General features: G+C 71.3%; 19 protein-coding genes. 4 read left to right on the plus strand and 15 right to left on the minus strand.

The window, feature by feature from the left end:
- Positions 1-184: 184 nt before the first annotated feature.
- Together D581_RS0123340 and D581_RS0123345 are read right to left on the minus strand one after the other, a co-directional pair.
- A complete protein-coding gene (locus D581_RS0123340) occupies positions 185-1,783 on the minus strand; it encodes an MFS transporter (protein WP_018959612.1) in 1,599 nt (532 codons plus the stop codon).
- A gap of 209 nt (positions 1,784-1,992) precedes the next feature.
- Positions 1,993-2,388, minus strand: a complete 396-nt coding sequence (locus D581_RS0123345; protein WP_018959613.1) for a winged helix-turn-helix transcriptional regulator — start codon at positions 2,386-2,388, stop codon at positions 1,993-1,995.
- 123 nt (positions 2,389-2,511) lie between these two features.
- On the opposite strand from D581_RS0123345, the gene D581_RS0123350 reads away from it, so the two are divergent.
- Positions 2,512-3,561 carry a membrane protein gene (locus D581_RS0123350; RefSeq protein ID WP_018959614.1) on the plus strand — a complete coding sequence of 350 codons (1,050 nt, stop codon included), beginning with the start codon at positions 2,512-2,514 and terminating at the stop codon, positions 3,559-3,561.
- A gap of 200 nt (positions 3,562-3,761) precedes the next feature.
- The gene (locus D581_RS0123355; protein WP_018959615.1) at positions 3,762-4,259 is read left to right on the plus strand and encodes a phospholipase; all 498 of its coding nucleotides are present in this window, start codon (positions 3,762-3,764) and stop codon (positions 4,257-4,259) included.
- A 105-nt stretch (positions 4,260-4,364) separates the two neighbouring features.
- On the opposite strand, the gene D581_RS0123360 is transcribed toward D581_RS0123355, so the two are convergent.
- Entirely contained in the window at positions 4,365-5,450 is a 1,086-nt protein-coding gene (locus D581_RS0123360) for a S1 family peptidase (protein WP_018959616.1), read from the minus strand.
- 438 nt (positions 5,451-5,888) lie between these two features.
- Between D581_RS0123360 and D581_RS0123365 the strand changes: the two genes are divergently transcribed.
- Positions 5,889-6,800, plus strand: a complete 912-nt coding sequence (locus D581_RS0123365; RefSeq protein ID WP_018959617.1) for an alpha/beta fold hydrolase — start codon at positions 5,889-5,891, stop codon at positions 6,798-6,800.
- A gap of 18 nt (positions 6,801-6,818) precedes the next feature.
- On the opposite strand, the gene fxsT is transcribed toward D581_RS0123365, so the two are convergent.
- The 4 genes from fxsT to fxsA all read right to left on the minus strand — a co-directional run bounded on the left by fxsT (position 6,819) and on the right by fxsA (position 14,770).
- Positions 6,819-10,754 (minus strand): FxSxx-COOH system tetratricopeptide repeat protein, encoded by a 3,936-nt coding sequence (gene fxsT, locus D581_RS0123370; protein ID WP_018959618.1) that lies wholly within the window; start codon positions 10,752-10,754, stop codon positions 6,819-6,821.
- Positions 10,751-12,091 carry an FxsC protein gene (gene fsxC, locus D581_RS0123375; RefSeq protein ID WP_158688626.1) on the minus strand — a complete coding sequence of 447 codons (1,341 nt, stop codon included), beginning with the start codon at positions 12,089-12,091 and terminating at the stop codon, positions 10,751-10,753. Before fsxC ends, fxsT begins: the two co-directional genes overlap by 4 nt.
- Before the next feature lie 126 nt (positions 12,092-12,217).
- On the minus strand, positions 12,218-14,533 hold the full coding sequence (gene fxsBH / locus D581_RS0123380) for a radical SAM/SPASM protein FxsBH, inactivated beta-hydroxylase extension form (protein WP_078625907.1): 2,316 nt from the start codon (positions 14,531-14,533) through the stop codon (positions 12,218-12,220).
- A 30-nt stretch (positions 14,534-14,563) separates the two neighbouring features.
- Positions 14,564-14,770: an FxSxx-COOH cyclophane-containing RiPP peptide gene (gene fxsA, locus D581_RS1000000139960; protein WP_169808531.1), complete on the minus strand. Its 207-nt coding sequence runs from the start codon at positions 14,768-14,770 to the stop codon at positions 14,564-14,566.
- A gap of 756 nt (positions 14,771-15,526) precedes the next feature.
- Here fxsA and D581_RS0123395 point away from each other — a divergent pair.
- On the plus strand, positions 15,527-16,453 hold the full coding sequence (locus tag D581_RS0123395) for a DUF4231 domain-containing protein (protein WP_018959622.1): 927 nt from the start codon (positions 15,527-15,529) through the stop codon (positions 16,451-16,453).
- A 104-nt stretch (positions 16,454-16,557) separates the two neighbouring features.
- On the opposite strand, the gene D581_RS0123400 is transcribed toward D581_RS0123395, so the two are convergent.
- From D581_RS0123400 to D581_RS0123435, 8 genes are all read right to left on the minus strand, one after another.
- Complete coding sequence (locus tag D581_RS0123400; protein WP_026290829.1) at positions 16,558-17,037, minus strand: hypothetical protein; 480 nt, start codon at positions 17,035-17,037, stop codon at positions 16,558-16,560.
- Between the two features lie 205 nt (positions 17,038-17,242).
- Positions 17,243-18,142: an alpha-lytic protease prodomain-containing protein gene (locus tag D581_RS0123405; protein WP_018959624.1), complete on the minus strand. Its 900-nt coding sequence runs from the start codon at positions 18,140-18,142 to the stop codon at positions 17,243-17,245.
- A gap of 230 nt (positions 18,143-18,372) precedes the next feature.
- Positions 18,373-19,194 (minus strand): DUF1684 domain-containing protein, encoded by an 822-nt coding sequence (locus D581_RS0123410; RefSeq protein WP_018959625.1) that lies wholly within the window; start codon positions 19,192-19,194, stop codon positions 18,373-18,375.
- Positions 19,195-19,198: 4 nt separating this feature from the next.
- Positions 19,199-20,479 carry an NtaA/DmoA family FMN-dependent monooxygenase gene (locus tag D581_RS0123415; RefSeq protein WP_018959626.1) on the minus strand — a complete coding sequence of 427 codons (1,281 nt, stop codon included), beginning with the start codon at positions 20,477-20,479 and terminating at the stop codon, positions 19,199-19,201.
- A 14-nt stretch (positions 20,480-20,493) separates the two neighbouring features.
- A complete protein-coding gene (locus D581_RS0123420; RefSeq protein ID WP_018959627.1) occupies positions 20,494-21,570 on the minus strand; it encodes an LLM class flavin-dependent oxidoreductase in 1,077 nt (358 codons plus the stop codon).
- Positions 21,571-21,739: 169 nt separating this feature from the next.
- Positions 21,740-22,711 (minus strand): ABC transporter substrate-binding protein, encoded by a 972-nt coding sequence (locus D581_RS0123425; RefSeq protein ID WP_018959628.1) that lies wholly within the window; start codon positions 22,709-22,711, stop codon positions 21,740-21,742.
- 39 nt (positions 22,712-22,750) lie between these two features.
- Positions 22,751-23,503 (minus strand): amino acid ABC transporter ATP-binding protein, encoded by a 753-nt coding sequence (locus D581_RS0123430; RefSeq protein ID WP_018959629.1) that lies wholly within the window; start codon positions 23,501-23,503, stop codon positions 22,751-22,753.
- A 17-nt stretch (positions 23,504-23,520) separates the two neighbouring features.
- Positions 23,521-24,438 (minus strand): amino acid ABC transporter permease, encoded by a 918-nt coding sequence (locus tag D581_RS0123435; RefSeq protein WP_018959630.1) that lies wholly within the window; start codon positions 24,436-24,438, stop codon positions 23,521-23,523.
- Positions 24,439-24,454 lie beyond the last annotated feature (16 nt).

Genomic DNA, 24,454 nt, shown 5'->3' on the forward strand with positions numbered 1-24,454 from the left:
GGCCCGGACCACGAGCTTTATGTGCTCATGCCAAATTACGCACGAGTAAGGTGGAGAGGGAAGTTACGCGTCGGTAAAAACTGGCGGGCGGGGTGCTCGTTCCCGGCCACCGACGCGGCCGGCCATCCGTCTCCCCCGAAGAGGGCGACCCATGGCCGGCCGCATGACGAGGGGTCGGGTCAGTTCACGACGCCGCCCCCGCCACAGACGTCGACTTGCCGGCCTCTTCCGCTCCCCCTGTCTCCCTCTCCTGGTCCGCGCCCCCGTCGGCGCGCCCCACGTTCCGGAGCAGCACCGTGGCCGTGACAGCCAGTGCGAGCATGACCGGGACGGCCCCCATCGCGATCCACGAGAGACCCTGGGCGAAGGAGTCCCGCGCCACGGAGACGAGTTGGGCCCCTGTCTCCGCGGGCATCCGACCGGCGACCTCCAGGGCCGCGGGCAGGTTGTCGGTGACCGTCTCCCGGGCGGGGACGGGTACGCCGTCCGGCACCGAGCCGGTCATCCCCCCGTGGTACGCGACGTTCAGCACGCTGCCGAGAACCGCGATGCCGAGGGCGCCGCCCAGTTCCTGCGTCGTCTCCCCCACCGCGGCGGCCGAGCCCGCCCGCTCGGGCGGCGCGGCGTCGACGATCATCCCGATCCCGAGGGACGAGACCGGCATCAGACCGGCGAACAGCAGCGACGCCGCCGTGACGACGGTTCCGATCCCGGAGCCGCTGTCCACCTGGGAGAGCACGGCGAAGCCGATGGCGGCGATCGTGAGACCGGCGCCAAAGACGTACGCCTTGCCCGCCTGGGCCGCCACACCCTGGGCGACGAACATCGCGAGGGTTCCGCTGACGACCATCGGCAGGCTCCACACCGCCGACTCCAGCGGCTCCATGCCCACCACCATCTGGATGTACTGGGCGATGAGGAACTGGCTGCCCAGCATGAACACCACGGTCAGGGTCAGTGTTCCGAGGGAGACGCTGAAGCCGCGGTCGGCGAAGAGCTTCATGTCGAGCAGCGGGTCGGTGAGCCGACGCTGCCGTACGACGAAGAGGGCGCCGATCGCGAGACCGGCCACCAGGGCGAACGACGCCGGCCAGGTGACGCCCTCCCCGGCGAACTCCTTCACGCCGAGGACGACCAGCAGGATGGCGGCCAGCGACATCGCGGCGCTGGTCAGATCAAGTCGGCCGGCGTCCGGATTACGGACCTCCGGGAGCACCAACGGGCCCGCCACCAGCAGGAACACCATGACAGGCACGGCCACGAGAAAGACCGAACCCCACCAGAACGCCTCCAGCAGCACACCGCCGACCAACGGGCCGACCGCGCCGCCCAGCATGAAGCTCGTCATCCACACCGTGATGGCGAAACCGCGCTGCTTGGCGTCGTGGAACATGGCGCTGATCAGCGACAGCGTCGACGGGCCCAACACCGCACCGGCGAGGCCGAGGACGGCGCGAGCCACGATCAGCGTCTCCGCGGTCGGAGCGTAGGCGGCGAGCACCGAGGCGAAGCCGAAGGCCACGGCCCCGATCATCAGCATCCGGCGACGGCCGACGCGGTCGCCGAGCGTACCCATGGTGATCATCGCGCCGGCGATGACGAACCCGTAGACATCGGTGATCCAGAGCAGTTGCGCCCCTGAAGGCTCCAGATCCCGGCTCAGGGTCGGCAGCGCCAGATGGAGCACGCTCATATCCATGATCACGAGCATCGCGGGCAGCGCCAGGGCCGCCAGCCCGATCCACTCGCGCACCCCGGCGCGCGGCGCGGTTTCCGTATCCACCGAATTCTCCCTTCCGGGCCACTCGACCCGTCGGGCTTACCCTAGGTTTTGAGCTTTCGATGAGTAAGGGCCTACCTGTCGGTCAGCCCCGGACCGCGCCGATAGCGCGCAGGCCGGACCGCCGGGCCCGGGGAAAACTTTCGAGAAGTCGCCCGACCGGGAAAGGCGCCCCGCTCCACAGGGAGCGGGGCGCCGTACGGACAGCGGGTTCACTTCACGTCGTCATGGCGCTCGCGCGCGGCGAGGACATCTCCGATCCGATGCGTGATCCACTCGACCAGGCCGCCCAGTGTCACCGCCAGCTCCCGCCCCAGAGGGGTGAGCGAGTAGGTCACCTGGGGCGGCACCGTGGCTTCGACCTCACGGGCGATCAGTCCGTCCCGCACGAACACCCGCAGATTCTGGGACAGCATCTTCTCGCTGATGCCGCCGATCCTGTCCCGCAGCACGTAGAAGCGCATCGGCCCCTCCTGCAACGCGGCCAGAATCAGCACGCCCCATCGGCTGCTGACGTGATTCAGCACCGTGCGGGCCGGGCAGTCCGCCGTGAATGCGTCGCTCATCGCGACGGCCTTCTCGTCCTTGACCTCAGAGCTCACGTCCACGGCTGGAACTTACCGCAGAGCATGCCCTTACGAAAGGAAAGCCCGAGGCTCGCCCGCCCCGGCGCTACGCCGTTCGGCCCCGCCCCGCCTGCGCGGACGCCGTCACGCCGGGACCGTGGGGGCATGACTTTCGTCGACGAGGTGAAGAACGCCGTCACCCCACGGGCCGCCCTGCTCGTCATCGGTGTGCTCGGACTGCAACTGCTGTTCATCGCCTCCTACGTCGGAGCGCTGCACAAGCCCACGCCGACGGATGTGGCCTTCGGGGTGGTGGCCCCGCGGCAGATGTCCCAGCAGCTCGTCGACCGGCTGGACGGGCTCCCCGGCGGACCGCTCGACCCCCGTACGGTGAGCAGTGCCGCCGAGGCCCGCGAGCAGATCATGAACCGCGACATCGACGGCGCCCTGATCGTCTCGCCGGAGGGCCGCACCGACACCCTGCTGGTCGCCTCCGGGGGCGGGACCGTGCTCTCCGGCGCCCTGGAGAAGATCATCGCCCAGGTCGAAGGCGCCCAGCAGCGGGCCGTGCGGACCGTGGACGTGGCGCCGGCCTCCGCCGACGACTTCGACGGACTCTCGTCCTTCTACCTGGTGGTCGGCTGGTGCGTCGGCGGCTATCTCTGCGCCTCGATCCTGGCGATCAGCGCGGGCACGAAACCCGCCAACCGGCAGCGGGCCACGATCCGGACCGTGGTCATGGCGCTGTACGCGATCGCGGGCGGCATCGGCGGCGCGGTCATCATCGGCCCGATCCTCGGCGCCCTGCCGGGGAGTTTCTGGGGCCTGGCCGGCCTCGGCGCCCTGGTCGTCTTCTCGGTCGGCATGATCACGCTCGCCCTGGAGGCGCTGACCGGCATCGTCGGCATCGGCCTGGCCGTCCTGATCATCGTCATCGCCGGCAACCCGAGCGCGGGCGGAGCCTTCCCGCTCCCGATGCTCCCGGACTTCTGGCGGGCGATCGGGCCGGCCCTCCCTCCGGGCGCGGGCACCTGGGTGGCCCGCTCGATCGCCTACTTCCGGGGCAACGCGGTCACCGGGCCCCTGCTGGTGCTCTCGGCCTGGGCGGTCGTCGGCACGGCGCTGACCCTGCTGCTGTCGATGCGGCACCGGGCGGGGCGGGACGACGACGGTACGGAGACGGCACGCGCGGCGGGCGGATCGACGGCTACCTGACGCCCGCTCCCGCTTCCGCTCGGTAAAACGTTCATGGGCCGCCCTGCCGGGCGGCCCATCTGACGTGCGCACCAATTCTTGATGTCCGGTCAGCGCGACGCCTAGTCATGACAGGTGCATGACGCCATGCTGGAGCGGCCTCGTACCACCCGACGAGGAGCCCGGCCAGAATCACTCCTTTCACCCCACGGAGGTCGCTCATGCGTCGTCGATTCACGGTTCCGCTCGCCGCGGTCGCCCTGTCGCTCCCGCTCAGCCTGGTCACCGCCGCCTCCGCCGCGGCCGCCCCCGCCGACAAGCCCCAGGTGCTGAGCTCCTGGACCCAGACGAGCGCCTCCAGCCACAACGCCTGGAACGCCGCCCGCAACAACCAAGGCGCCTGGTCGGCGTACGGCTTCAACTGGTCGACGGACTACTGCAGCAGCTCTCCCGACAACCCGTTCGGCTTCCCCTTCCAGACCTCCTGCGCCCGCCATGACTTCGGCTACCGGAACTACAAGGCCGCCGGTACGTTCTCCGCCAACAAGGCCCGCGTCGACTCCGCCTTCTACGAGGACCTCAAGCGCGTGTGCGCCCGCTACTCGGGCGCGACGAAGACCTCGTGCAACGGCACGGCCTGGACCTACTACCAGGCCGTGAGAGCCTTCGGCGTCTCCCCGGCCAAGGCGGACTCCGACAATCTGCCCAAGGCCGCCTGACCTCCCGGCCGCCGGTTCCCGTTCCACCCGCACCGCGCAGAGGCGAGGCCCCCGGTACGCCGGGGGCCTCGCCGTGACGCCGTGACGCCGTGACGCCGTGGAACGTCAGCCGATCTCGGCGCCGTAGGCGGCCAGCGCCTCCGGTACCGGCTGGAAGAAGGTCGTGCCGCCCGAGGAGCAGTCGCCGCTGCCGCCCGAGGTCAGACCGAGCGCGGTGTCGCCCGCGAAGAGGGCGCCGCCGCTGTCGCCGGGCTCGGCGCAGACCGTCGTCTGGATGAGGCCGTTGACGATGTCGCCGTTGCCGTAGTTGACCGTGGCGTCCAGCGCGGTGACCTCACCGTCGTGCACCTGGGTGGTGGAGCCGCTGCGGGTGACCGCCTGGCCGACCGTCGCGTCGCCCGCCCGCGTGATCGCCTGGGTCGAGCCGTCGTAGAGGTTCACCTCGCTGGGGTGCGCGGTGTCCGAGGTGTACTTGACCAGGCCGTAGTCGTTCTCCGGGAAGCTGGAGCCCTCGTTCGCCCCGATCTCCGGGCCGCCCTGGGTGTCCGACCAGCTGGTGACCGACTCGGTGCAGTGGCCGGCGGTCAGGAAGTACGGCTCCCCGCCCTTGACCACGTTGAAGCCGAGCGAGCAGCGGGAGCCGGAGCCCCAGATCGCGTCGCCGCCCGCGATCAGCGGCGTGAACTCACCCGCCGTCCTGTTGAGTTCGGCCGTGCCGCCGAGACCCTCGACCACGGCCGAGAGCTTCTTCCAGGCAGCGCCGTCGACCGTGCTGTCGGCGGTGACGAGCACCTTGTTGCTCACCGGGTCGACCGCCCAGGAGGTGCCCGGGATCGTCGCCTTGTCGGTGAGGGTCCCCCGGGCCGACTTCAGCTCGGCGAGGGAGTTCTCCACGATTCTGGCCTTGCCGCCCGCCTGGCGGACCTGCTCGGCGCCCGCCTCGTCGACGACGTTCACGACAAGGGCCTTCGCCGTGGCGTCGTAGTACGAGCCTGCCGCGTCCGCGCCCAGGTCCCGGTCCAGGGCGGTGGCCAGCTTTCCGGCCGCGTCCGCGCTGAGGGTCTTGGCCGCGAATACCGGCACATTGTCACTGGCGTTCGCAGTCTGGAACGTGAATCCCGCTGCGACCAGGGCGACGACGGCCGAGCCGGCCAGCGTCGCACGCTTCCTGGATATACGTCGATGCTTCAACTTCGACCTCCTGTGGGGCCGCGCACGGAGCAAGTGGGGTGCCCGTACACGGAGGATGGGGCGCCCACTATTCCGACGCGGCGAAAGGCACACAAGGTCGGCTTCCAGACGTGCACACGACAGCGACGCTTCGCCCGCGAGGTGTTCACCTGCCCCGGGTCCTGCCACGTCGGTTCCGATCGCGAACACCCGGTGCAACCATCGACAGCCCCTGGGTGAGGACTAGTCCTGTCCGGTATTCGCCGGTGCCGGTCCGGATGGTGTACCGACCCGTCCGGATGCCGACGGAAATGGTCCGCCGGGAGCCTCCCCGTACCTTCACAGTTCCTGTCGCCCAACAGTCCCGGTAACGCCTCTGATGGGTCATCATCGAAAGGGCAGCACACGCCGGGCACACCGTGCCCGGGCCGGCCGGGTGACCGAGCGGAGGAGGAACGGGTGCGCAATCGGGTGCTCGCGGCGGACGGGCGGCATCTGATGGTGGAGCGGATGGGCGATCCACGGGGGAGACCGGTCTTCCTCCTTCACGGCACTCCGGGCAGCAGGCTCGGGCCCGCTCCCCGCGGCATGGTGCTGTATCAGCGCCATACGCAGCTGATCACCTACGACCGCCCGGGGTACGGCGGCAGCGACCGCCACGAGGGCCGTCGGATCGCGGACGTCGTCGAGGACGTCCGGGCCATCGCCGACTCCCTGGGCCTGCAGCGATTCGCCGTGGTGGGCCGCTCCGGCGGGGCCCCGCACGCCCTGGCCTGCGCGGCGCTGATGCCGGAACGGATCACCCGGACCGCGGCGCTGGTCAGTCTCGCGCCCCCGGACGCGGCCGGTCTCGACTGGTTCGACGGGATGGCCGCGTCCAATGTGCTCGCGTACTCCACCGCGGCCGACGACCCGGAGAGCCTGGCGGAGTCCTTCATCACGCGCTCCGCGCAGATCCGCCGGGACCCGGTCAGGCTCCTGGACGACCTGCGCCGGGAGCTGACCGACTCCGACCGGATCGTGGTCAACGACGCGGGGATCCGCTCCATGCTGCTGCGCAACTACAGCGAGGGGCTGCGCACCTCGGCGTACGGCTGGATCGACGACGCCATCGCGTTCTGCAGCCCCTGGGGGTTCGATCCCGGCCGGATCACCGGCAAGGTGCTCCTCTGGCACGGGGTGAAGGACGTCTTCTCCCCGGTCGGCCACTCCCGCTGGCTGGCCGGGCAGATACCGGGCGCCACCGCCGTACTCGAACCGAAGGCGGCCCACTTCGACGCGTTCCCCATGCTCCCCCGCGTCCTCGACTGGCTGCTGGACGAGCGGGAGCCCCCGGACGGGAGCGTGTGGGCCGTCCGGCCGGGAGGGTGAGCCCTCCCGGCCGGGCGGTCACACCGACATCGGTTCCAGTTCCCGCCGGAACCGCTCCTCGGTCCGGGCCATCCGGACCAGCGGATGGTCGTCGCCGAGCTGGCGCGACAGCTCGGGGACGATCTCCGCCCGCAACTGCACCGCCTCGTCCTCCCGCCCCACGGCAGCGAGCGTGACCGCCATGTTCGAGGTCATGGCCAGGGTCTCCGGATGGTGCGCCCCGAGCGCCTCGCGCAGCTGCCCGGACAGCCGCTGCTCGGTCTTCAGCACGATGTCCAGCTCTCCCCGGTCCGCCGTCGCGCTGGCCAGGTTCATCACACAGAAAAGGGTGTTCGGGTGCTCGCGGCCGAACGTCTCCCGCATGGAGGCGACGACCAGCTTCAGCACCCGCTCCGCCGCCTCCGTCTCCCCGGCCCCCGTCAGGTAGACGCCGAGGTTGTTCTGCGCCGCCAGGGTGTACGGGTGCCTCTCCCCCGGCACCTTCATGAACTGGTCGACGACCTCCTGCGCCGTGTCCCTCGCCTCGGCGCTCTCGCCCGCCGCGAACAGGTCCGCGGCGAGGTTGAGGTCGCAGGCCAGCGAGTCGGGGTTGGCGGTGGTGTACTTCGCCCGGTAGCGGGCGCGGGTCGCCACCGTGAGACGGCGGGCGTCCTCCAGCCGGCCCGCCCTGCGCAACGACACCGCGAGGCTCTTCGCGGCGCTCAGCGTGGTGGGGAAGCTGCGGCCCATCGTCTCCTTGAAGCTGTTGTACGTGGTGCTGAGCAGCCCCACCGAGTCCTCGTACCGTCCCACCTCCCGCAGGTCACGGGCGAGGTTCATGGCGGAGGACAGGCTGTAGGGGTGCTCCGGTCCGAGCACCTGGGAGCGCAGGTCGTAGACGTCCTGGTCGATCTCCCGGGCGCGGGCGTACTGGCCGACGCTGCGCAGGTTCAGGGCCAGGTTGTTGGCGGCGGCCAGGGTCCGGGGGTGGGAGTCGTGGAAGATCTGCCCGAACCCCTCGTGGGCCTCGGTCGCCATCTCGATCGCCCGGGCGTAGTCCCCCAGCAGACCGAGGTCGATGGCCAGGCTGCTGGTGGTCATGTACGTGTGCGGGTGCTCGGGGCCCAGCACCGCCCGCTGCCGCTCCAGGGTGAACTCGTCCAGCTCCTTCGCCTCCACGTAACGGCCCCGGGTACGCAGGATGTTGGAGAGATGGAAGCAGAGGTAGAGGTACTGCAGGTCCCGCTCCCCCAGTTTCTCCTCCCAGATCTCCCGCAGCTCGTCGCCGAGCGCGCCCGCGGTCCTGACGTCGCCGCGCTTCCAGAGGTAGCGGACCCGGTCGATCAGGAGCCTGCGGGTCTCCGGCTCCTTGCAGTTGCGGGCGTCGGAGGGGCCGAGGTGCGGCCAGATCGTCGCGAAGCGCGGCCAGGTCTCCGGGTTGTCGATCGGCTCGTCGTCGTCGGGCCGGGCGCCGGCCAGGATGCGGTGGACGACGTGCCGCGCCTCGCGCTGCTCCTCCTCGCTGAGCTGCGCCTTGATCACGGCCTGGACGAGGCGGTGGACCTGGATGGAGTTGGAGACCTGGTCGACCTTGGCGAGGGCGAACCGGCCGATCTCCCGGATGACCCGGCCCAGCACCAGCTTCTCCTGGAGCGAGGAGTCGTACGGCTTCAGCGCGTCGATCATCTCCTTGCTGTAGAGGAGGTTCGCGGAGATCGGTTCCGGGGCGAAGAAGGCGCAGAGCTGGAGGAGCCGCACGGCGGCGGGCGAGCGCTCCTTGAGCCGGGCGATGGAGATGTTCCAGGTCGCGGCGACCGGTTCCGGGTAGCCGGCCGGCTGGTTGAGCCCGAGGACCTGGGGCGCCTGCCGGGCGAGCTGTTCGAGATAGGCGTCGATGGGCGTGGCGGTCTCCGCGATCCAGGCGGCCGCCTGCTCCACGGCGAGCGGCAGGTCGCCCACGGCGGTCGCCACCTGGTCGGCGTCCTCGTCGCTGAGCCCCGGCGCCCGGCGCTGGAGGTGCTCGATCGACTCCTCGCGCAGGAAGACGTCCACGGGCAGCGCGTCCCCGTGCTGGGACCAGCTCTGGTTGCGGGAGGTCACCAGGATGTGGCCGGAACCTCCCTGCGGGAAGTAGCGGCGCAGCTGCTCGGGGTCGTCCGCGTTGTCGAAGACCAGCAGCCAGCGGTCCGAGGGCACGCCGCGCCGCAGCAGGTCGACGGCCTCCTGGGAGGCGGCGGCCATGTCGTCGCCGCCCTGGGCGCCTAGCCGGACGGCGAGCTCGGCGAGCGAGGCGACCACGTCGTCGGTCTGCTCGGACGATATCCACCACACCAGGTCGTAGTCGGCCATGAAGCGGTGCACGTACTCCAGGGCCACCTGGGTCTTGCCGACGCCGCCGAGTCCGTACAGGGTCTGCGGCTGCGGCAGGACGACGGCCAGGCCGCCGCCGAGCTGGTCGCGCATCCGCTCCAGGACGAGGGAGCGGCCGGTGAATCCGGGGTTGCGGGGCGGCGCGTTCCAGATCCTCGGCACGGTGCCGGGGAAGCGGGGCCCGGGCGAGACCCCGTCCGCCACCTGCACCGGGCGGTCCAGGGCCCGCATCACGGCGGTGGTGGCGTGCACCTCGTCCAGCCGGAAGAGGTCGACGGGGTTGCGGTCGATGTAGGGGGCGCTCAGGCGTACGTCCCCGACCCGCAGGGGGACCAGTCGGCGGCGGCCGCTGCCCACGGCCTCCGCGGCGGTCCGCTCCCACAGCTCGACCGCGCGCTGCGACTTCAGGTAGGCGCTGGAGAGCAGCACGACGGTGCGGGCGGCGCTCTCCGCGGTGGTGTCGGCGGGTTCGTCGGGGGAGCGTTCGGCGGAGACGTCGCGCGGGACCACCCGGAAGCCGGCCCGGGTGAGGATCGATTCGAGCCAGTCGGCCCACATCCGGTTCTCCGCCACATAGCTGAGGAAGAGGTCGGCGGGCAGGGCGGGCCTGCGCCGGGTGAAGGCGTCGCGGATCCGCAGGCGGACCTCCTCGCCGACCGGGGGCATCGAGGTGATCTCCCGGTCCGTGATGACCGCGACGAGCCGTTCGAAGGCGGAGAGCAGCGAGTTGGAGAGCCCGGCCTCGTCACCGAAGGTGGCGAGCGTCTCCTCGTAGGCGTAATAGGGCCGGTAGGGGATCTCCACCGCGCCCCAGTAGGCGGTGAGTTCGTCGCCGGACAGGTCGCGCGGCAGCCGGTCGAACTTGAGCCGGGCCAGCGCCCGCCCGGCGTCCGCCTTCTCCTTCTCGCCCTCGTCGATGCGCATCGGGACGGGGTAGAGGGCGATGGGACGGCCGGTGTTGCGCTCGGCGATCTGGCGGGCGACGGAGGCCGCCCCGTCGATGGACTGGTCGCTGAGGGTGAAGCAGTCGACGAGCACGTCCGGGAGGTGGACGGTGCAGATGTCGGCGATGTCGCTGAGGCCGGTCCGGCTGTCGATGAGGACGTAGTCGTAGTTGGCCTTCATGTCGTCGCGCAGCGCGTCGAAGAAGTGGCCGCCGCCGAACCGGTCGTAGAAGTTGTCCCAGTCGAAGGTGGAGACGGTCGCGGAGTACTCGCGGTTCTGCCGTCCGGCGGAGACGAAGTCGAGCGTCCCGCCCTGCGGGAACTCCCAGCCGAGCGACTCCGGGGTCAGCGACACGGCGTGCGGCTGGATGCGGGCGTAGTCGCGGTGCCAGTCCTCGGGGCGCTGGGCGGGGCTGGTCGCGGCCCAGGCGTACTCGGTGATCAGGTCGATCACGCCGGTGGTGGCGCCGAGGGTGGCCGGGTCGAGGAAGGGGTGGAAGAACCGGTGCAGCCCGGGGGCCTCCAGGTCCCAGTCGACGGCCAGTACCCGCTTGCCGTTGGCCGCGAGGATCCAGGCGGTGTTGGCGAGCGCCATGGTGCGCCCGGTACCGCCCTTGTACGAGTAGAAGGTGACGATGCGCCCGTCACGACCGGCACTCATAGGTCCTCCGCTTCCGTCGCAGGGTCGTGCGGGTCGGGGATGTAGCTCGTACTGCCCATGGGGCCGGTGAGCCGGGTCCGCTCACCGGAGCCGCCGCCGGATCCGGGAGGGTAGGCCTTGGCGTGCTTGAGGTACTGCTGGGCGGCCACCTCGACCACCTGGGGCAGGAGTTGACCGAACGCCTCCATGGTGGGCACTCCTTTCGCGGCGGCCCGGCACAGGGCCCGGCCCTGGCCCATCTTGATCGGCATGGTCGCTTCGAGCATCCGGGTGAGCTCGCTCTCCGCCGCTCTGCTCTGGTGGTCGTCGCGGCTCCACGGCACGACCATGGTCACCCAGGGCCGGTTCTCGGCGTCGAAGGCGGCGAGCCTGCGGCGGTGGTCCTCGTCCCGGAGGGCCCAGCGGTCGACGAGCAGGATCTCGGGGGTGGTGGGCGGGGTCTTGCCGTCGTGCCGGTCCTCGTCGAACGACGTGATGACGGCCTGGTAGTTGAGGGAGCGGACCAGTTCTTCCGCCACATAGGCCAGCGGGCGCGCGGCCGCCGGGTAGTAGGGGTTCCAGTCCTGGGGGTGGTCGCCGTAGTGGTCGCTGTTGCGGCCCTCGGGCAGATCGTGGCGCGTCGGCGCCGCGATGGTGATCTGCATCGGCCGGGGGGCTCCGACTCCGCTGCTGGGGGAGCCGAAGGCGCTGGGCGCGAGGCGGTAGTCGACAGGCCGCCCGGTGTCGATGCGGACCGAGTCGGCGACGCTCACGATGCGTTTGGCCAGTTCGTAGACGGCCCGTTCGTACTCCTCGGCGAAGAGTCTGAGCTTGATCAGGCCGTACAGGCCGTCGCTGACGTACCGTTCCCCGAAATCACGGTGGTTGAACTGCAACCGCTCCGCGGAGCCGGGCAGTTGGCTCGGCGGCACCGGTACCCAGAGTGCCGGGACGATGGCCTCGGCGGGCTGGTTGGAGCGGGCGCGGTGGTGGATGGCGCGCTGTTCGAAGGCGTACCATTCCTTGCCGCACATCTCGCTGGCGAAGTAGCGCGGCGAGAACAGCGGGACGAAGACCCGGCAGGTGGCGAGGACGTCGCCGAGCCGTTCGGACCAGCCCTCTCCGGAACGTATCTCCCGGTCCATGAAGCCCGCGGGCGCGCCCGCGGGTAAGTCGGTCATGGCCATCACGTGGCCGCAGAGGTCCTGGAAAAGCCGTTCGACCCACATATCGGGGTCCGTGCCGCCGCCGTACCCCGGCGTGTGGGCGTAACTCAGAAAGAAATACGGCCGATGGCCCACCGCTCGCTGTTGCGTCGATGCGTGCACACGACCCCCGTCCTGTGTGAGCACTCGCATCCCGGAAGGAGGATAGGGAGTGGAAGCGAACTCATCATTCCGGAGCGGACCGCTTTCCACCCCCCTGCCGTTCGGTCATTCGAACGTCACTTTCTGGTCAGATCCCAGGACGTTCGCCGCATGACCTTACGACGGGAGGCTCCTGCCGCCATTCTTCTCGGTCGCACTCCGGGTTCCGCTGATCTCCTTGCGGACAGCGGAGACCAGCTGTTTTCCGTCGACCGTCACCTCCGCCGCGTTTTCGATCTTGTCGAGAGCTTCCGGAACACCCGTGAGGAAGCGCGGGTCGTAAAGCCCGAGCCCCGCCCGTTCGAATGTCTCGGCCAGCAGTCGGGAGAACGTCACGTGTTCGTTCCCCCAAGGCGTCCGATGTTCCCAGGTACCGTCCAAGGCGTAAAGATCCGTCACTTCCCCGAGCGCCCGCAGTTTCGCCCGGCGGAATCCGCTCAGCAGGCCGAGTGCCAGTTCGTTCGGCTCCGCCGACGGCCCGACGCCGAGCGCGCCGGGCCCGTGGCGCCCCGGCTCGGCGTCACCGGTGAGCAACGGGGTCAGCGTGGTCAACGTCAGGGCCGCCTCGGCCGCCTGGCCGGGTACGGCGTCGGCCAGCAGCGACCAGGCTTCGCCGACCCGGTGCGCCCAGGCGTCGGCCTCCTCCGCTTCCAGGCGGTCGGTCGCGGGGGCGTCGAAGCAGTCGCGGAGGGGGTCGAGGTCGTCCAGCAGGAGTACGGGGGCGGGCGCCCGGCGCAGGACGTGTACGGGCAGCCAGTGCGGGCCCTCGGGCTCATCGGGGGCGATGCGCAGCTCCGTGCCGGGCGCGTCCTGTGGCCGGCGGACGAGGAATCCGTCGGCCGTGGCGCGCACCACGGCCGTTCCCCGCTCCCCCGGGCCGCCGAGGAGCACGGTGCCGAGGGTGGGCAGGTACAGGCCTCCGTCCCGGTACGCCACCGGCACGGACAGGTCGTGTCCGGCGCGGACGGCGGCGGCGGCCACGGTGGCGCCGAGCCGTTCGGCGGCGGGCCCCGTCAGGCCGCGGCCCGCCTCGACGTCCTCCAGGGCGCCGACGAGCCAGGTGCGGGTGTAGGGGTGGGCGAGCACCGTGTCGAGCGCCTCGGCGCCCGGGGCGTCCGCCTCCAGCGTCGCCGCGAGCCGCCAGGCGTCGTCCCAGAGGGCCCCGCCCCGCCCGTCGAGGGTGTCGTGGAGAGCCGCGAGCAGGGTCCGGGTCAGGTCCTGATGGGCGGCGAGCAGTTCGTCGGGCGCCCGGACGGCGGGCGACTCGGTGGCCGCGGCCGTGCGCTCCTCGATGCCCCGGATCAGGGCGGCCAGGTCGGCGCAGTAGACCGACGGGTTGTCGAAGCCGCTGTCGAGAAGGCCTTCGGGGGCACTGTCGAGACCTTCGGGGCCGCTTCCGGAGCGGTACCGGTGGGTGTAGAGCCCGCCGCCGCACGAGCGCACGACGGGGCAGCGGCGACAGGTCTCGCTGACCCCGGCCAGACCGAGCTGCCGCGCCCGGACGCCGGGGTGGGCCGCGACCTCGTCGAAGGTGTTGCGGAAGACGTCGAACCCGGTGGCGGCGGCGCCCTCGTAGGCGCTCTTGAGCGAGTCGACCTGTTCCAGCTGGCCGTCGGTCTCGATGACGACGAGGTCGGTGGGGGCCAGGCCGAGGGACTCGGTGAGGCTGGGGCCGCCGTTCAGGCTGGAGAGCACCGAGGCGAACATGCGGACGGGCATGGGGCGGCCCTGCTCCGTCCAGCGGTCGAAGACCGTCAGGAGCCAGTCGGCGTACGCGGTGGGCGATCCGTCCGGCCGCGGGGGCGGGTCGTCCCAGGTGGCGTGCGGCAGCAGGAAGTCGACGAGCGGGGGTCGGAGCCCGGCGAGAGCGTCCTGGACGGCCACCGGGTCGTTGGGGATGTCGACCGTGCACAGCAGGCCGAGGTCCAGGTGGCGGTAGCGCTCCTCGCGGAGCAGTTCGACGGCGCGCAGCACCATCGGGTGGCTGCTGCGTCCATCGGCGAACCGGCGGTGGCGGTCGTTGGCCGCGCGGTCGCCGTCGAGCGAGATCCCGACCCGGACGTGGAACTCGTCGAAGAGGTCGAGGTAACGGGGGCTGAGCTGGACGCCGTTGGTGTGGATCCTGAGGTCCAGCTCAGCGATGCCGTTCAGAGCCGAGCCGAGCTCCTCGCAGACCCGTCGCAGTCGCGCGGGCCCCGCCAGGAGCGGTTCCCCACCGTGCAGGATCACTGTTACGGAGGGAAGCGCATGAGTCGTCGCATGCTCGGCCAGGCGCCGGGCAGTCCAGGAAATCGCCTCGTCAGAGATGGTCTTGGGGCGTGTCAGCCAGCTCTGGTCGGCATGTTCGTAGACATAACAATGATCACAGGCCAGATCGCACCTGCTGTGCACTTTCAGCACGAATTCACGGAAGGGGACCAGGGGTCCTGTCATCCCGTCATTCTAGCCGCTTCTGACGTCGGCTCAGAGAGCCGAATTGAACGTGGAGATCCGGGTGGACCTGGCCGTTGTGGCACCGCATACGCGGTTGATCTTCCTGGCGGCCTCGGCGCTCCGGACGTCGGTCGCCGAGAGAGTCGCGCGGGTCTTCGCAGAGGCGAAGGCGGGGGTGGTTCCGTAGGTCTTCACGGCCGTCCTAGGGGGATCCTGAAGGGGTCTGTTTCCGGACATTGAAACGCTGCCGGATTGCGTGTCATCACACCTTCCGGCACGCGCACTTTACTACCGCGGAGGCTCTTCCACATGCCGGCGGAGCGGCCTTCACACCTGGATTCGAAACTCGAAACACACCTTCCGCTCGGCCGCTCGGGTGAGCGGGGGACGAGCGGCGGAACCGGCGGGCCCGTGGGCTGCCCCGGCCGCCGCCGGCACGCGCAGGTGAGAGGCTTTCCGCCACCGGCGAGAGCGCTCGCACAGGTGCCGGGGGCGCGCACCGCGCGGGTCCCGGACGGCGGGCGCCGGGGGGCTCCGGCGGGACGGCGGTTCACCCGTTCACCAGCGCCTCGCCAGGGAGACCGTGTCCCGCCCGGGCGACGCGCACGCGGTCCGGGACGGGTCCGTGGCCCGCGCCCACGGCGCCCGTGACCCGCGCCCGGGTGCGCGGTGCGTCGACCCGCCCGGCGCACCGCGGCGGGAGCACGCCCGCCGTCCCGGTCACTCTCGATGGCCCCTCCCCGCACGGAGGTGGTCGCGCCCACCGCAGGGGGCGGCAACTCACTTCTGGTTCAGCCCAGTTGGACCACCTTGCCACAGTGTCGCGATGTGAGGAAGGTCACCCGCGCGGAAGTGGCCGAACCCTGTCGTGGTGACCGTCCAAGGAGCCGGGACGCCCTTGCCGCGTCCGGTCCTCCCCCCTACTCTCGTGGCCCGGGCGGGGCAGGCGCCACGACCGGCCGGGTCAGACGACAACTGCAGACGGAGGCGTCCATGACGGCGTTGCCCGAGCCGCTGAGATCCATGGTCTTCAGGAACGACGACCTGCCGACGCTGTTCCACCACACCGACGCGGTCGCCGTGGCCCGCCAGCGTGAGGCCGTGAACACCACCCGGGCTCAGCTCGCGCTGCTCGTGGCGGGCACGGTGCCCGCGGCGCTGCCCTGGCACACCGAGGACGGTCCGGCGGCCCGTGCCCTGTACGGCGCCGCGGTGCTGGCCTATCTGGGCGTGCTCTTCGCGACCTTCCTCGCCTCCCACCGCAAAGCAAAGTCGCACTGGCAACTGAACCGCTCGGCGGCCGAGTTCATCAAGTCCAACTGCTGGCGCTACGCGGTCCACGGGGCACCGTTCGACAGCGCGTCCGAGCACCCGGAGGCGCTGTTCGCCAATCGTCTGGAGGACGGCCTCCAGGAGTTGCGGAAAGTGGGCTGGGCCGATCCGCGCGAGGAACTGCCGGATTCCGGCGGCCTCATCACGGAATCCATGCGCGCGTTACGGAACAAGGCCTACACGGTGCGCAAGGAAACGTATGTACGGGACCGGCTCATCGAACAGCGGCGCTGGTACCGCAGGCGCCAGCAGGCCTCGCGGCGCGGGGCGCTCCTGTGGTCGGGCGCCATTGTCGCGCTGACGCTCCCGGCGCTGGCGCTGAGCGTGTTCCAAGCCTTCGGGGTGGGGCGCTCGTTCGGCCTGACGGGGGCGTTCTCCGCGGCGGCGGCGGCCTGTCTCGCCTGGAACGAGATGCGGCGGCACCATCCGCTGGTCTCGGCGCACTCGCTGGTGGAGAAGGACCTGGAGTCGATGCAGGCCGCCATGGAGACCACCCTCACCGAGCGGCACTGGCCGGCGGCGGTCTTCGAGACCGAGCGGATCGTGTCGCCCGAGCACACCGACTGGCTGGTCAGACATCGCGTGTGAGCCGGGGAGGCCGCCGTACGGGGTCGGGGGCGTCCCCCCTCGTACGGCCTGCTCGGCGGGCACCCACCGGTCATGGGCGGCCTCCCGGTCATGGCGCCCTCCGGTCAGCCGCGCAGTACTCCGTCGCGCCAGATCACGGTGACCGGGCGGCCCAGGGTGCGGGCGTACGTCACGATGTCGCCCGTGCCGCCGAGGCCCCGGGCCGGGAGGCCGTCCCAGACGGCGAGCAGCCGGTCGCAGTGGTCGGCGATGTAGGCGCCCGCCGCGTAGTACGCCTCGTCGGTGGAGTGCGGGAAGTCGAGCCGGACCTCCCGCGCCGCGCGCGCCTTGAGCATCCGGTAGCGGCCGAGGTCGACGGCGTTCTCGAAGCAGGCCTCGTAGTCGCCGCTGGGGATCACGGCGGTCAGTTCGGCGCCGCAGGCGAGGGCGAGGTCGGCGAAGAGCTGGTCGGCGCCGACCGCCAGGCTGGAGAGCGCCTGCGTCGCGCCGTCGAGGCCGCACAGCGCGGCCCGCAGACCCGCGAGCACATGGGCCTCGGCCTCGGCGGGGATGGAGCGGTGACCGGTCACTCCGATGCGATTCACGGACCTGCTACCCCCTGATGCCAGCGGAGCGCGGCCAGGGGCGCGCCGCGCCCGCCCCGTCGACCCGCCCCCGTCGCCCCGTAGCGGCGACCCGTCGTGGCGACATCCTCTCAAGAGCTCCCCGGCGAGCGGGAGCCCCCGTCCGGAATTCCGGACGGGGGCACGTTTGTACGGACTGCTCCGTACCTGGCCGGCGTGGGACCGGTCAGTACACGCTGACGCCGTACGCGCTCAGCGCCTCGGTGACCGGCTGGAAGAAGGTCGTTCCGCCGGAGGAGCAGTTGCCGCTGCCGCCGGAGGTGAGACCGATCGCCCGGGTGCCGGAGTAGAGCGGGCCGCCGGAGTCGCCGGGCTCGGCGCACACGTTGGTGCGGATCATGCCGTAGACGACGTCGCCGCCCCCGTAGTTGACGGTGGCGTTGAGTCCGGTGACCGAACCTCGGTGGGTGCCGGTGGTGGAGCCGCGGCGGGTGACGGCCATGCCGGTGGTGGCGTTGGCGGCGCTGGTGATGTCCTGGCCGCCGACCGTGCCGTCCTTGGGAATGGTGGTGTTGGTGTAGCGCACGATGCCGTAGTCGTTGTTCGGGAAGCTCGACCCGGCGGTCGTGCCGAGCACGGTGGTGCGGGCCGAGTTCGCCCACCAGGTCGTCGCGCCGTCCGTGCAGTGGCCGGCGGTCAGGAAGTAGTAGGTGCTGCCGCTGCGGACGTTGAAGCCGAGCGAGCAGCGTCCGGTGCTGGAGTAGATCGCGTCGCCGCCGGAGATCAGCTTGGTGAACTTGCCCGGCGTGCGCTCGATGCGCAGCGCGTCGGCGTTGGCGCCCGCCGACTTCCTGATCTGGTTGATCTCCGCCTTCGAGACCGTGCTGTCGACGGTGACGACGAGGCGCTTGGACTGCGGGTCGATGTTCCAGGCGGTGCCCGCGATGTCGGCGCCGAGCACGGCGTCGCTCGCCGCGGTCAGCTGGTTGGCACTGAACGTCCGGGGGGTTTCGGCGTTCGCGGTGGGAATGGCCATCGCCGCGACGGCGGCGAGCCCCGCGAGTACGGCCGTGGTACGGACGCGTCTCGCCGCGTTCGAGCGGTTACTGGTGCGCTTGATCCTCACTTCGGGTTCCTCCGAGGGGAATCGGGGGCCCTCCTGTGGGGTGGTGGGCCCGTGAGGCGCAGTCGGGGGCCTGTCCGGATTCCGGAGTTGCCGTGCCCCTGACAATCGCTGACCGGAGTATCGAGGGGCCCGGACAGGGGGCGCAAGAATGCCTTTCGGCCACGTGGGTCACACACGCCTCCGGCCCCGGGAGCCGTGGGGCTCCCGGGGCCGGAGGGACCTCTCGCGGGTCAGGCGTCGATCCGGTTCCGCTCCCCCGCCGGGACCGCGACGGAGAGCGTGTTGCCCGGGGGCGGGAACGGGCAGATGAAGTGATCGGCGAAGGCGCACGGCGGCAGCAGCGCGCGGTTGAGGTCGACCTCCACGCGGCCGTCGGCGGCGGGCGCCGCGGGCCGCAGGAAACGGAAGCGGTAGCTGCCGTTCCCGCTGGTCGTGTCGGCGAAGACGGCCCACAGCGACCCGTCGGGTTCGACCGCGACCTGGAGCGTGTGCTCGTCGCCGTCCACCGTGAAGGCGATCTCACCGCCGAGCCCGAGACCGCGCTCGATCCCGTCCGCGTTGACCACCCGCACGGTCCGGTCGTCGCCGTAGGGACGGAACGTTCCCGGCAGCGCCCAGCGGGGGTCGTACGGGGTGGCCTCGATGGTCGAGAAGGCGTGCCGGGCCGGTGACCCCGGGTCGAAGTCCCGTACCGCCCAGAGCCCTTCGCGGCGGAGCACCACCAGCCGCCGCTCCCCCTGCGCCACCCGGGAGTCGTCGATCGGCCCACGGTCCGCCCCCAGCCTGACCTCGCCGGTCAGCGGCTTGCCGTCGACGACGACGCCCTCCTCGGCGGCGGCAGTGAGGACCACCTCGTCGCCGTCCTCGCGCCACCGCCCCGGGACGGCCGGAATTCGCCCTTCCGGGTAGTCGGAGAGCCAGTGGGTTCCGGTCAGGGAGAGCGGGCCGTACGGGGCGGCGACGGCGACGACGCGCCCTTCGTGCCACCGCTGCCAGTCCTGTGCGGCGTCCGGCCCGCCGCCCTGCTCCTGCTGCTGTGCGTCCGTGCTCATGCGGTCAACCTTTCCATACCGGCTCCGGGAGGCCGAGGTGCGACCGCAGCGTGGAGCCGGTGTACTCGGTGCGGAACGCTCCGCTCTCCTGGAGGAGCGGGACGACCCGGTCGACGAAGTCGTCCAGGCCGCTCGGGGTGAGATGGGGGACGAGGATGAAACCGTCGGCGGCCCGTTCGTCGACGAACGCGGTCAGCTCCGCCGCGACCGTCCGCGGCGAGCCGATGAACGACTGCCGGGTGGTCGTCTCGATGACCGTCTGCCGCAGCGAGAGCCCCTTGGCCTCGGCGATCGCGCGCCAGCGGGCGACCACGGCGACAGGATCCCCGTGCAGGACCCTGCCCTGGACGAGGCCGGAGTCGATGACGGGGTCGATCTCGGGGAGCGGCCCGTCGGGGTCGTACGCGGAGAGGTCGGCGCCCCAGAGCTGTTCGGCGGCGAGGATCGCGTTCTGCGGGGAGATCTGCTGCCGGCGGATCTCGGCGGCGCGCTCCTGGGCCTCGGCGTCGGTGTCGCCGGTCACCACGGTGACGCCCGGCATGATCTTCAGGTCGCCGGGCTCCCTGCCGTACGCCGCGAGCCGCGCCTTGACGTCGGCGTAGAAGGCGCGGCCCGCCTCCAGGGTGCCGTGCCGGGTGAAGATGACGTCGGCGGCGGAGGCGGCGAACTCCCGGCCCTCGTCGGAGTCCCCGGCCTGGATGACCACCGGGTGGCCCTGTGGCGAGCGCGGGACGGTGAACTCTCCGGAGATCGTGAACTGCGGCCCCTCGTGGGCGAAGGGGCGTGACACGCCGTCGGGCGTCCAGGAGTCCCACAGCTCGCGGGCGGTGGCGACGAACTCGGCGGCCCTGGTGTATCTGTCGGCCCGGTGCAGATAGCCGCCCCGGCGGAAGTTCTCCCCGGTGAAGGCGTCGGAGGAGGTCACCACGTTCCAGGCGGCCCGGCCCGCGCTGAGGTGGTCGAGGGTGGCGAGCCGGCGGGCGAGTTCGTACGGCTCGTTGAAGGTGGCGTTGACGGTGGCGGCGAGGCCGAGCCGGTCGGTGACGGCGGCCAGCGCGTTCAGCACGGTCAGCGACTCGGGCCGGCCGACCACGTCGAGGTCGTGGACGCGGCCGTTGTGCTCGCGCAGCCGCAGCCCTTCGGCGAGGAAGAAGAAGTCGAACTTCCCCCGCTCCGCCACCCTCGCCAGCTGCTCGAAGGAGGAGAAGTCGATCTGGCTGCGGGAGCGGGGATCGGCCCACACGGTGGTGTTGTTGACGCCGGGGAAATGGGCGGCGAGGTGCATCGGACGGGGCACGGTCAGACCTCCTTCGCGGTGGTCCTGGCGGCGGCGTAGCGGCTCGCGGGGCGCACGAGTCCCAGGTGCTCGCGCAGGGTGCCGCCCGGGTGGAAGGTACGGAAGAGGCTGCGGTGCTGGAGGAGGGCCACGGTGCCGTTGACGATCCTTTCGAGGTCGCGCTCGGGAGTGATGGGCGTGAGGTGGAAGCCGTCGGCCGCGCCGGCCCGGTGCCACTCGGCGATGAGGTCGGCGAGGTCGACCGGGCCGCCCCGGAAGTAGGTGCCGCGCCCGGAGAGCCGCGGTCCGCTCACCAGACCGGGTTCCGGCGCGGTCTCCCGGTCGCCGAGGTCGACGGTCAGCGCGACCAGCACCCGCAGCGCCCCGGGGTCGCGCCCGTGGCCGGCGGCCCCGGCCCGCACCTCGTCGCGGACGGCGGCCGCCTGCTCGGGGGTGGTGGCCCGGATGTGGACGACGTCGGCGTGCCGGGCGGCCGCCTCGCGGGCCGGGCCGGTGGTGGCGTCGATGACGGTGACGGGGCGGCCCTGCGGCGGGCGCGGCACGATGGCGGGGCCCCGTACGGAGAAGGTGGCGCCCTCGAAGTCGACGTAGTGCAGCTTGTCCCGGTCGATGAAGCGGCCCGTGGCGGTGTCGCGGATCTCGGCGTCGTCCTCCCAGCTGTCCCACAGCCGCCCGGAGACGTCGGCCACTTCCCCGGCCTCCTGCCACAGGTCGGCGGGCGGTGCCGCGGGGCGTCTGCCGAAGAGCCGGGCCTCCGCCTCGGTGGTGGAGACGTCCGCGCTCCAGCCGGCGCGGCCCCGGCTCACCCAGTCCAGGGTGGCGACGGCCGAGGAGACGTGGAAGGGCTCGGTGTGGGTGGTGGTGACGGTCGGGACGAGGCCGATGCGGTCGGTGGCGGGGGCGAGCCGGGCGAGGACGGCGAGAGCGTCGAGTCCGGGGCGGGCGAACGAGTCGCCGAGGGTGACGTAGTCGAGCGCGCCGTCCTCGGCGAGCCGGGCGAGCCGGAGGTAGTGCCCGGCGTCGTAGTGCGGGGGGCCGCCGATCTCGGCGGCCAGGTGGAGGGAGCCAGGGGCGGACATGCGGGAGCCTCTCGGGTGACGGTCGGTCGGGGGGCGCCGCGGGGGCCGTCGACCGGCCGCGCGCCGGACGGGACGCGCGGCCGGGGCGGCGGAGCCGACGCGGCCCCGGGGGTGTCCTGCCGGCCGTGGACCGGCCCCGGTCGGCAGGACATCCCCCGGTTCGGATCGGTCAGCTCTCCGTCTTCGGCAGGCCGGGCGGATTGATCTCCGACTTCTCCACGGCCTCGCCGCCGAGCCCCCAGCGCTCCAGGACCTTGCCGTACGAGCCGTCCTCGACGATGTGGTCGATCGCGGCGGCGTACGCCTCGACCAGGCCGCTGCCCTTCTTCGTGGTGGCGGCGATCTTGCCCTGGAGGCCGCCGCCGGCTCCGGAGATCTGTCCGGCGATCTCGCTCTGGCCGGACGTCGCGACGTGGTAGGCGGCGGACGGGCTCGGGCCGAGATGGGCGTCGATGCGGCCCGACTGGAGGGGGAGGTAGTAGTCGTTCTCCTTCTGGAAGTACTTGATCTCCACGGGCTCACGCCCGGCCTTGACGTTCTCCTCGCTCCACTCGACGAGGATCTTCTCCTGGTTGGTGCCGGAGGAGACCGAGATCGTCTTGCCGGCGACGTCGGCGGGGCCGTTCACCTTCCAGCCGCCCTTCTTGGCCTCGAAGGCGATGTTGTCCAGCCGGTAGGTGGCGAAGTCGTACTTCTCCTTGCGCTCCTCGGTCACGGTGACGTTGGAGAGGACCCCGTCGAACTTGGAGCTGTCCAGGCCGACGAAGAGGTTCTCCCAGGAGACCTGCTCGAACTGCGGCTTCAGACCGAGGGTGTCGGCGACGAGGGTGGCGATGTCGATCTCGGAGCCGATCCGGGTCCTGTCGTCGGTGGCGTAGAAGCCGAGCGGCGGCACGGCGTCCGCGCTGGCCCCGATCCTCAGCGTGCCGCGCTCGCGGATCGCCTCGGGGACGAGGGCGGCGACGGCGTCCACCTTCTCGCCTCTGAGGCGGTCCTGGTCGGGGCTGGTGTTGACCCCGGTCTCCTTCCTGTCCTTGGACGCCGCCACGTCGGTGGAGACGTCGGGGTCGCCGCAGGCGGTGAGCGTTCCGGTGGCGGTGAGCGTGGCGAGGGCGAGGGCGATGCCGCGGCGGACGGACACGTACGTACTCCTTGCGGATGAGGGAGGCATGGGGGCGGGTCAGAGAACCTTGGAGAGGAACGCGCGGGTGCGCTCCTGGGTGGGGCGGTCCAGCAGGTCGGCGGGCGGGCCCTGTTCGACGATGCGGCCCTCGTCCATGAAGACGACGGTGTCGGCGACCTCGCGGGCGAAGCCGATCTCATGGGTGACGACGATCATCGTGGTGCCGCCGTGCGCCAGGTCCTTGATGACGTCGAGGACCTCTCCGACGAGCTCCGGGTCCAGTGCGGACGTCGGCTCGTCGAAGAGCAGGAGCCGGGGCTCCAGCGCCAGGGCGCGGGCGATGGCGACGCGCTGCTGCTGGCCGCCGGAGAGCTGCCCGGGGTAGGCCGCCGACTTGTCGGCGAGTCCGACCCGCGTCAGCAGCCTCTCCGCCGTCTCGACGGCCTCCTTGCGGGGGCGGCGCAGCGCGGAGACGGGCGCCTCGATGATGTTCTCCACCACGGTGAGGTGCGGGAAGAGGTTGAAGTTCTGGAAGACGAAGCCGATCTTGGTGCGCTGGCGCAGTACCTCGCGCTCGCGCAGCTCGTAGAGCTTGTCGCCGTCCCTGCGGTAGCCGACCAGGGTGCCGTCCACGCTGATCCAGCCCTGGTCGACCTTCTCCAGGTGGTTGATGGTGCGCAGCAGGGTGGACTTGCCGGAGCCGGAGGGGCCGAGGATGACGGTGACCTCGCCGGGCCGCACCGAGAGGTCGATGCCGCGCAGCACCTCCAGGGAGCCGAAGCTCTTGTGCACGGAGCGGATCTCGACCATGGCATCGCTGGGTGCGCTCATCGCACGGCCCCCTTGGCGTAGTGACGTTCGACGTAGTACTGGACGACCGAGAGGGCGGTGGTCAGGAGGATGTACCAGGCGGTGGCGACCATCAGCAGCGGGACGACCCGGCCGCTGCGGCCGTAGACGACCTGGACCTGGTAGAAGAGCTCGCCGATCGCCATGACGGAGACGATCGAGGTGCCCTTGAAGAGCGAGATGATCTCGTTGGCCGCGTTGGGCAGGATGGAGCGCATCGCCTGCGGGAGCACGATCCGCCGCAGCTGCCGGAGTTTCGGGATGCCGAGGGCGGCCGCCGCCTCCGACTGGCCGCCGCCGACGGCCAGTACGCCACCGCGCACGATCTCCGCCGCGTACGCCGCCTGGTGCAGCGCGAGGCCCAGGACGGCCGCGCCGACCGCGCCGACCAGGTTCATCGTGTCGAAGGTGAAGAAGCCCGGCCCGAACGGGATGCCGAACCGCAACTCCTCGTAGAGGTAGGCGAGGTTGAACCAGAACAGCAGTTGCACGATGAGCGGGATGGAGCGGAACGCCCAGATGTAGCCGTACGCGACCGTCCGCAGGAACGGGCTGGCCGACAGCCGCATGAACGCCAGCACGATGCCGAGCGCGAAGCCGAGGGCCGTGCCGTAGAAGGTCAGCTGGAGGGTGAGCCAGACCGCCTTGAGGATGACGGGTGCGGAGAAGAACTGCGCGAAGACGTCCCACTCCCAGCCGGGGTTGGTGACCAGCCCGTTGATGAACTGGGCGACCAGGACGGCGGTCACGGCGACGGCGACCCAGCGCCAGGGGTGGCGGACCGGGACGACCGTCAGCTCTCCGTAGTCGGTGCCGGGTCCGGCGGTCTTCGGGGCGGGCGGGCCGTCGTGGGTCCCGGCGGGTGGGTCGATGGGTGGATCGCTGGTCAGCGACATGAGTGGAGTCCTTGGG

Source organism: Streptomyces sp. CNB091 (assembly GCF_000377965.1).

Coding starts and splice junctions, on each gene's coding strand:
- D581_RS0123350 (WP_018959614.1), top strand. CDS start 2,512: ATGACTTTCGTCGACGAGGTGAAGAACGCCGTCACCCCACGGGCCGCC.
- D581_RS0123355 (WP_018959615.1), top strand. CDS start 3,762: ATGCGTCGTCGATTCACGGTTCCGCTCGCCGCGGTCGCCCTGTCGCTC.
- fxsT (WP_018959618.1), bottom strand. CDS start 10,754: ATGAGTGCCGGTCGTGACGGGCGCATCGTCACCTTCTACTCGTACAAG.
- fsxC (WP_158688626.1), bottom strand. CDS start 12,091: ATGCGAGTGCTCACACAGGACGGGGGTCGTGTGCACGCATCGACGCAA.
- fxsBH (WP_078625907.1), bottom strand. CDS start 14,533: ATGACAGGACCCCTGGTCCCCTTCCGTGAATTCGTGCTGAAAGTGCAC.
- fxsA (WP_169808531.1), bottom strand. CDS start 14,770: ATGTCCGGAAACAGACCCCTTCAGGATCCCCCTAGGACGGCCGTGAAG.
- D581_RS0123395 (WP_018959622.1), top strand. CDS start 15,527: ATGACGGCGTTGCCCGAGCCGCTGAGATCCATGGTCTTCAGGAACGAC.
- D581_RS0123410 (WP_018959625.1), bottom strand. CDS start 19,194: ATGAGCACGGACGCACAGCAGCAGGAGCAGGGCGGCGGGCCGGACGCC.
- D581_RS0123415 (WP_018959626.1), bottom strand. CDS start 20,479: ATGCACCTCGCCGCCCATTTCCCCGGCGTCAACAACACCACCGTGTGG.
- D581_RS0123420 (WP_018959627.1), bottom strand. CDS start 21,570: ATGTCCGCCCCTGGCTCCCTCCACCTGGCCGCCGAGATCGGCGGCCCC.
- D581_RS0123430 (WP_018959629.1), bottom strand. CDS start 23,503: ATGGTCGAGATCCGCTCCGTGCACAAGAGCTTCGGCTCCCTGGAGGTG.
- D581_RS0123435 (WP_018959630.1), bottom strand. CDS start 24,438: ATGTCGCTGACCAGCGATCCACCCATCGACCCACCCGCCGGGACCCAC.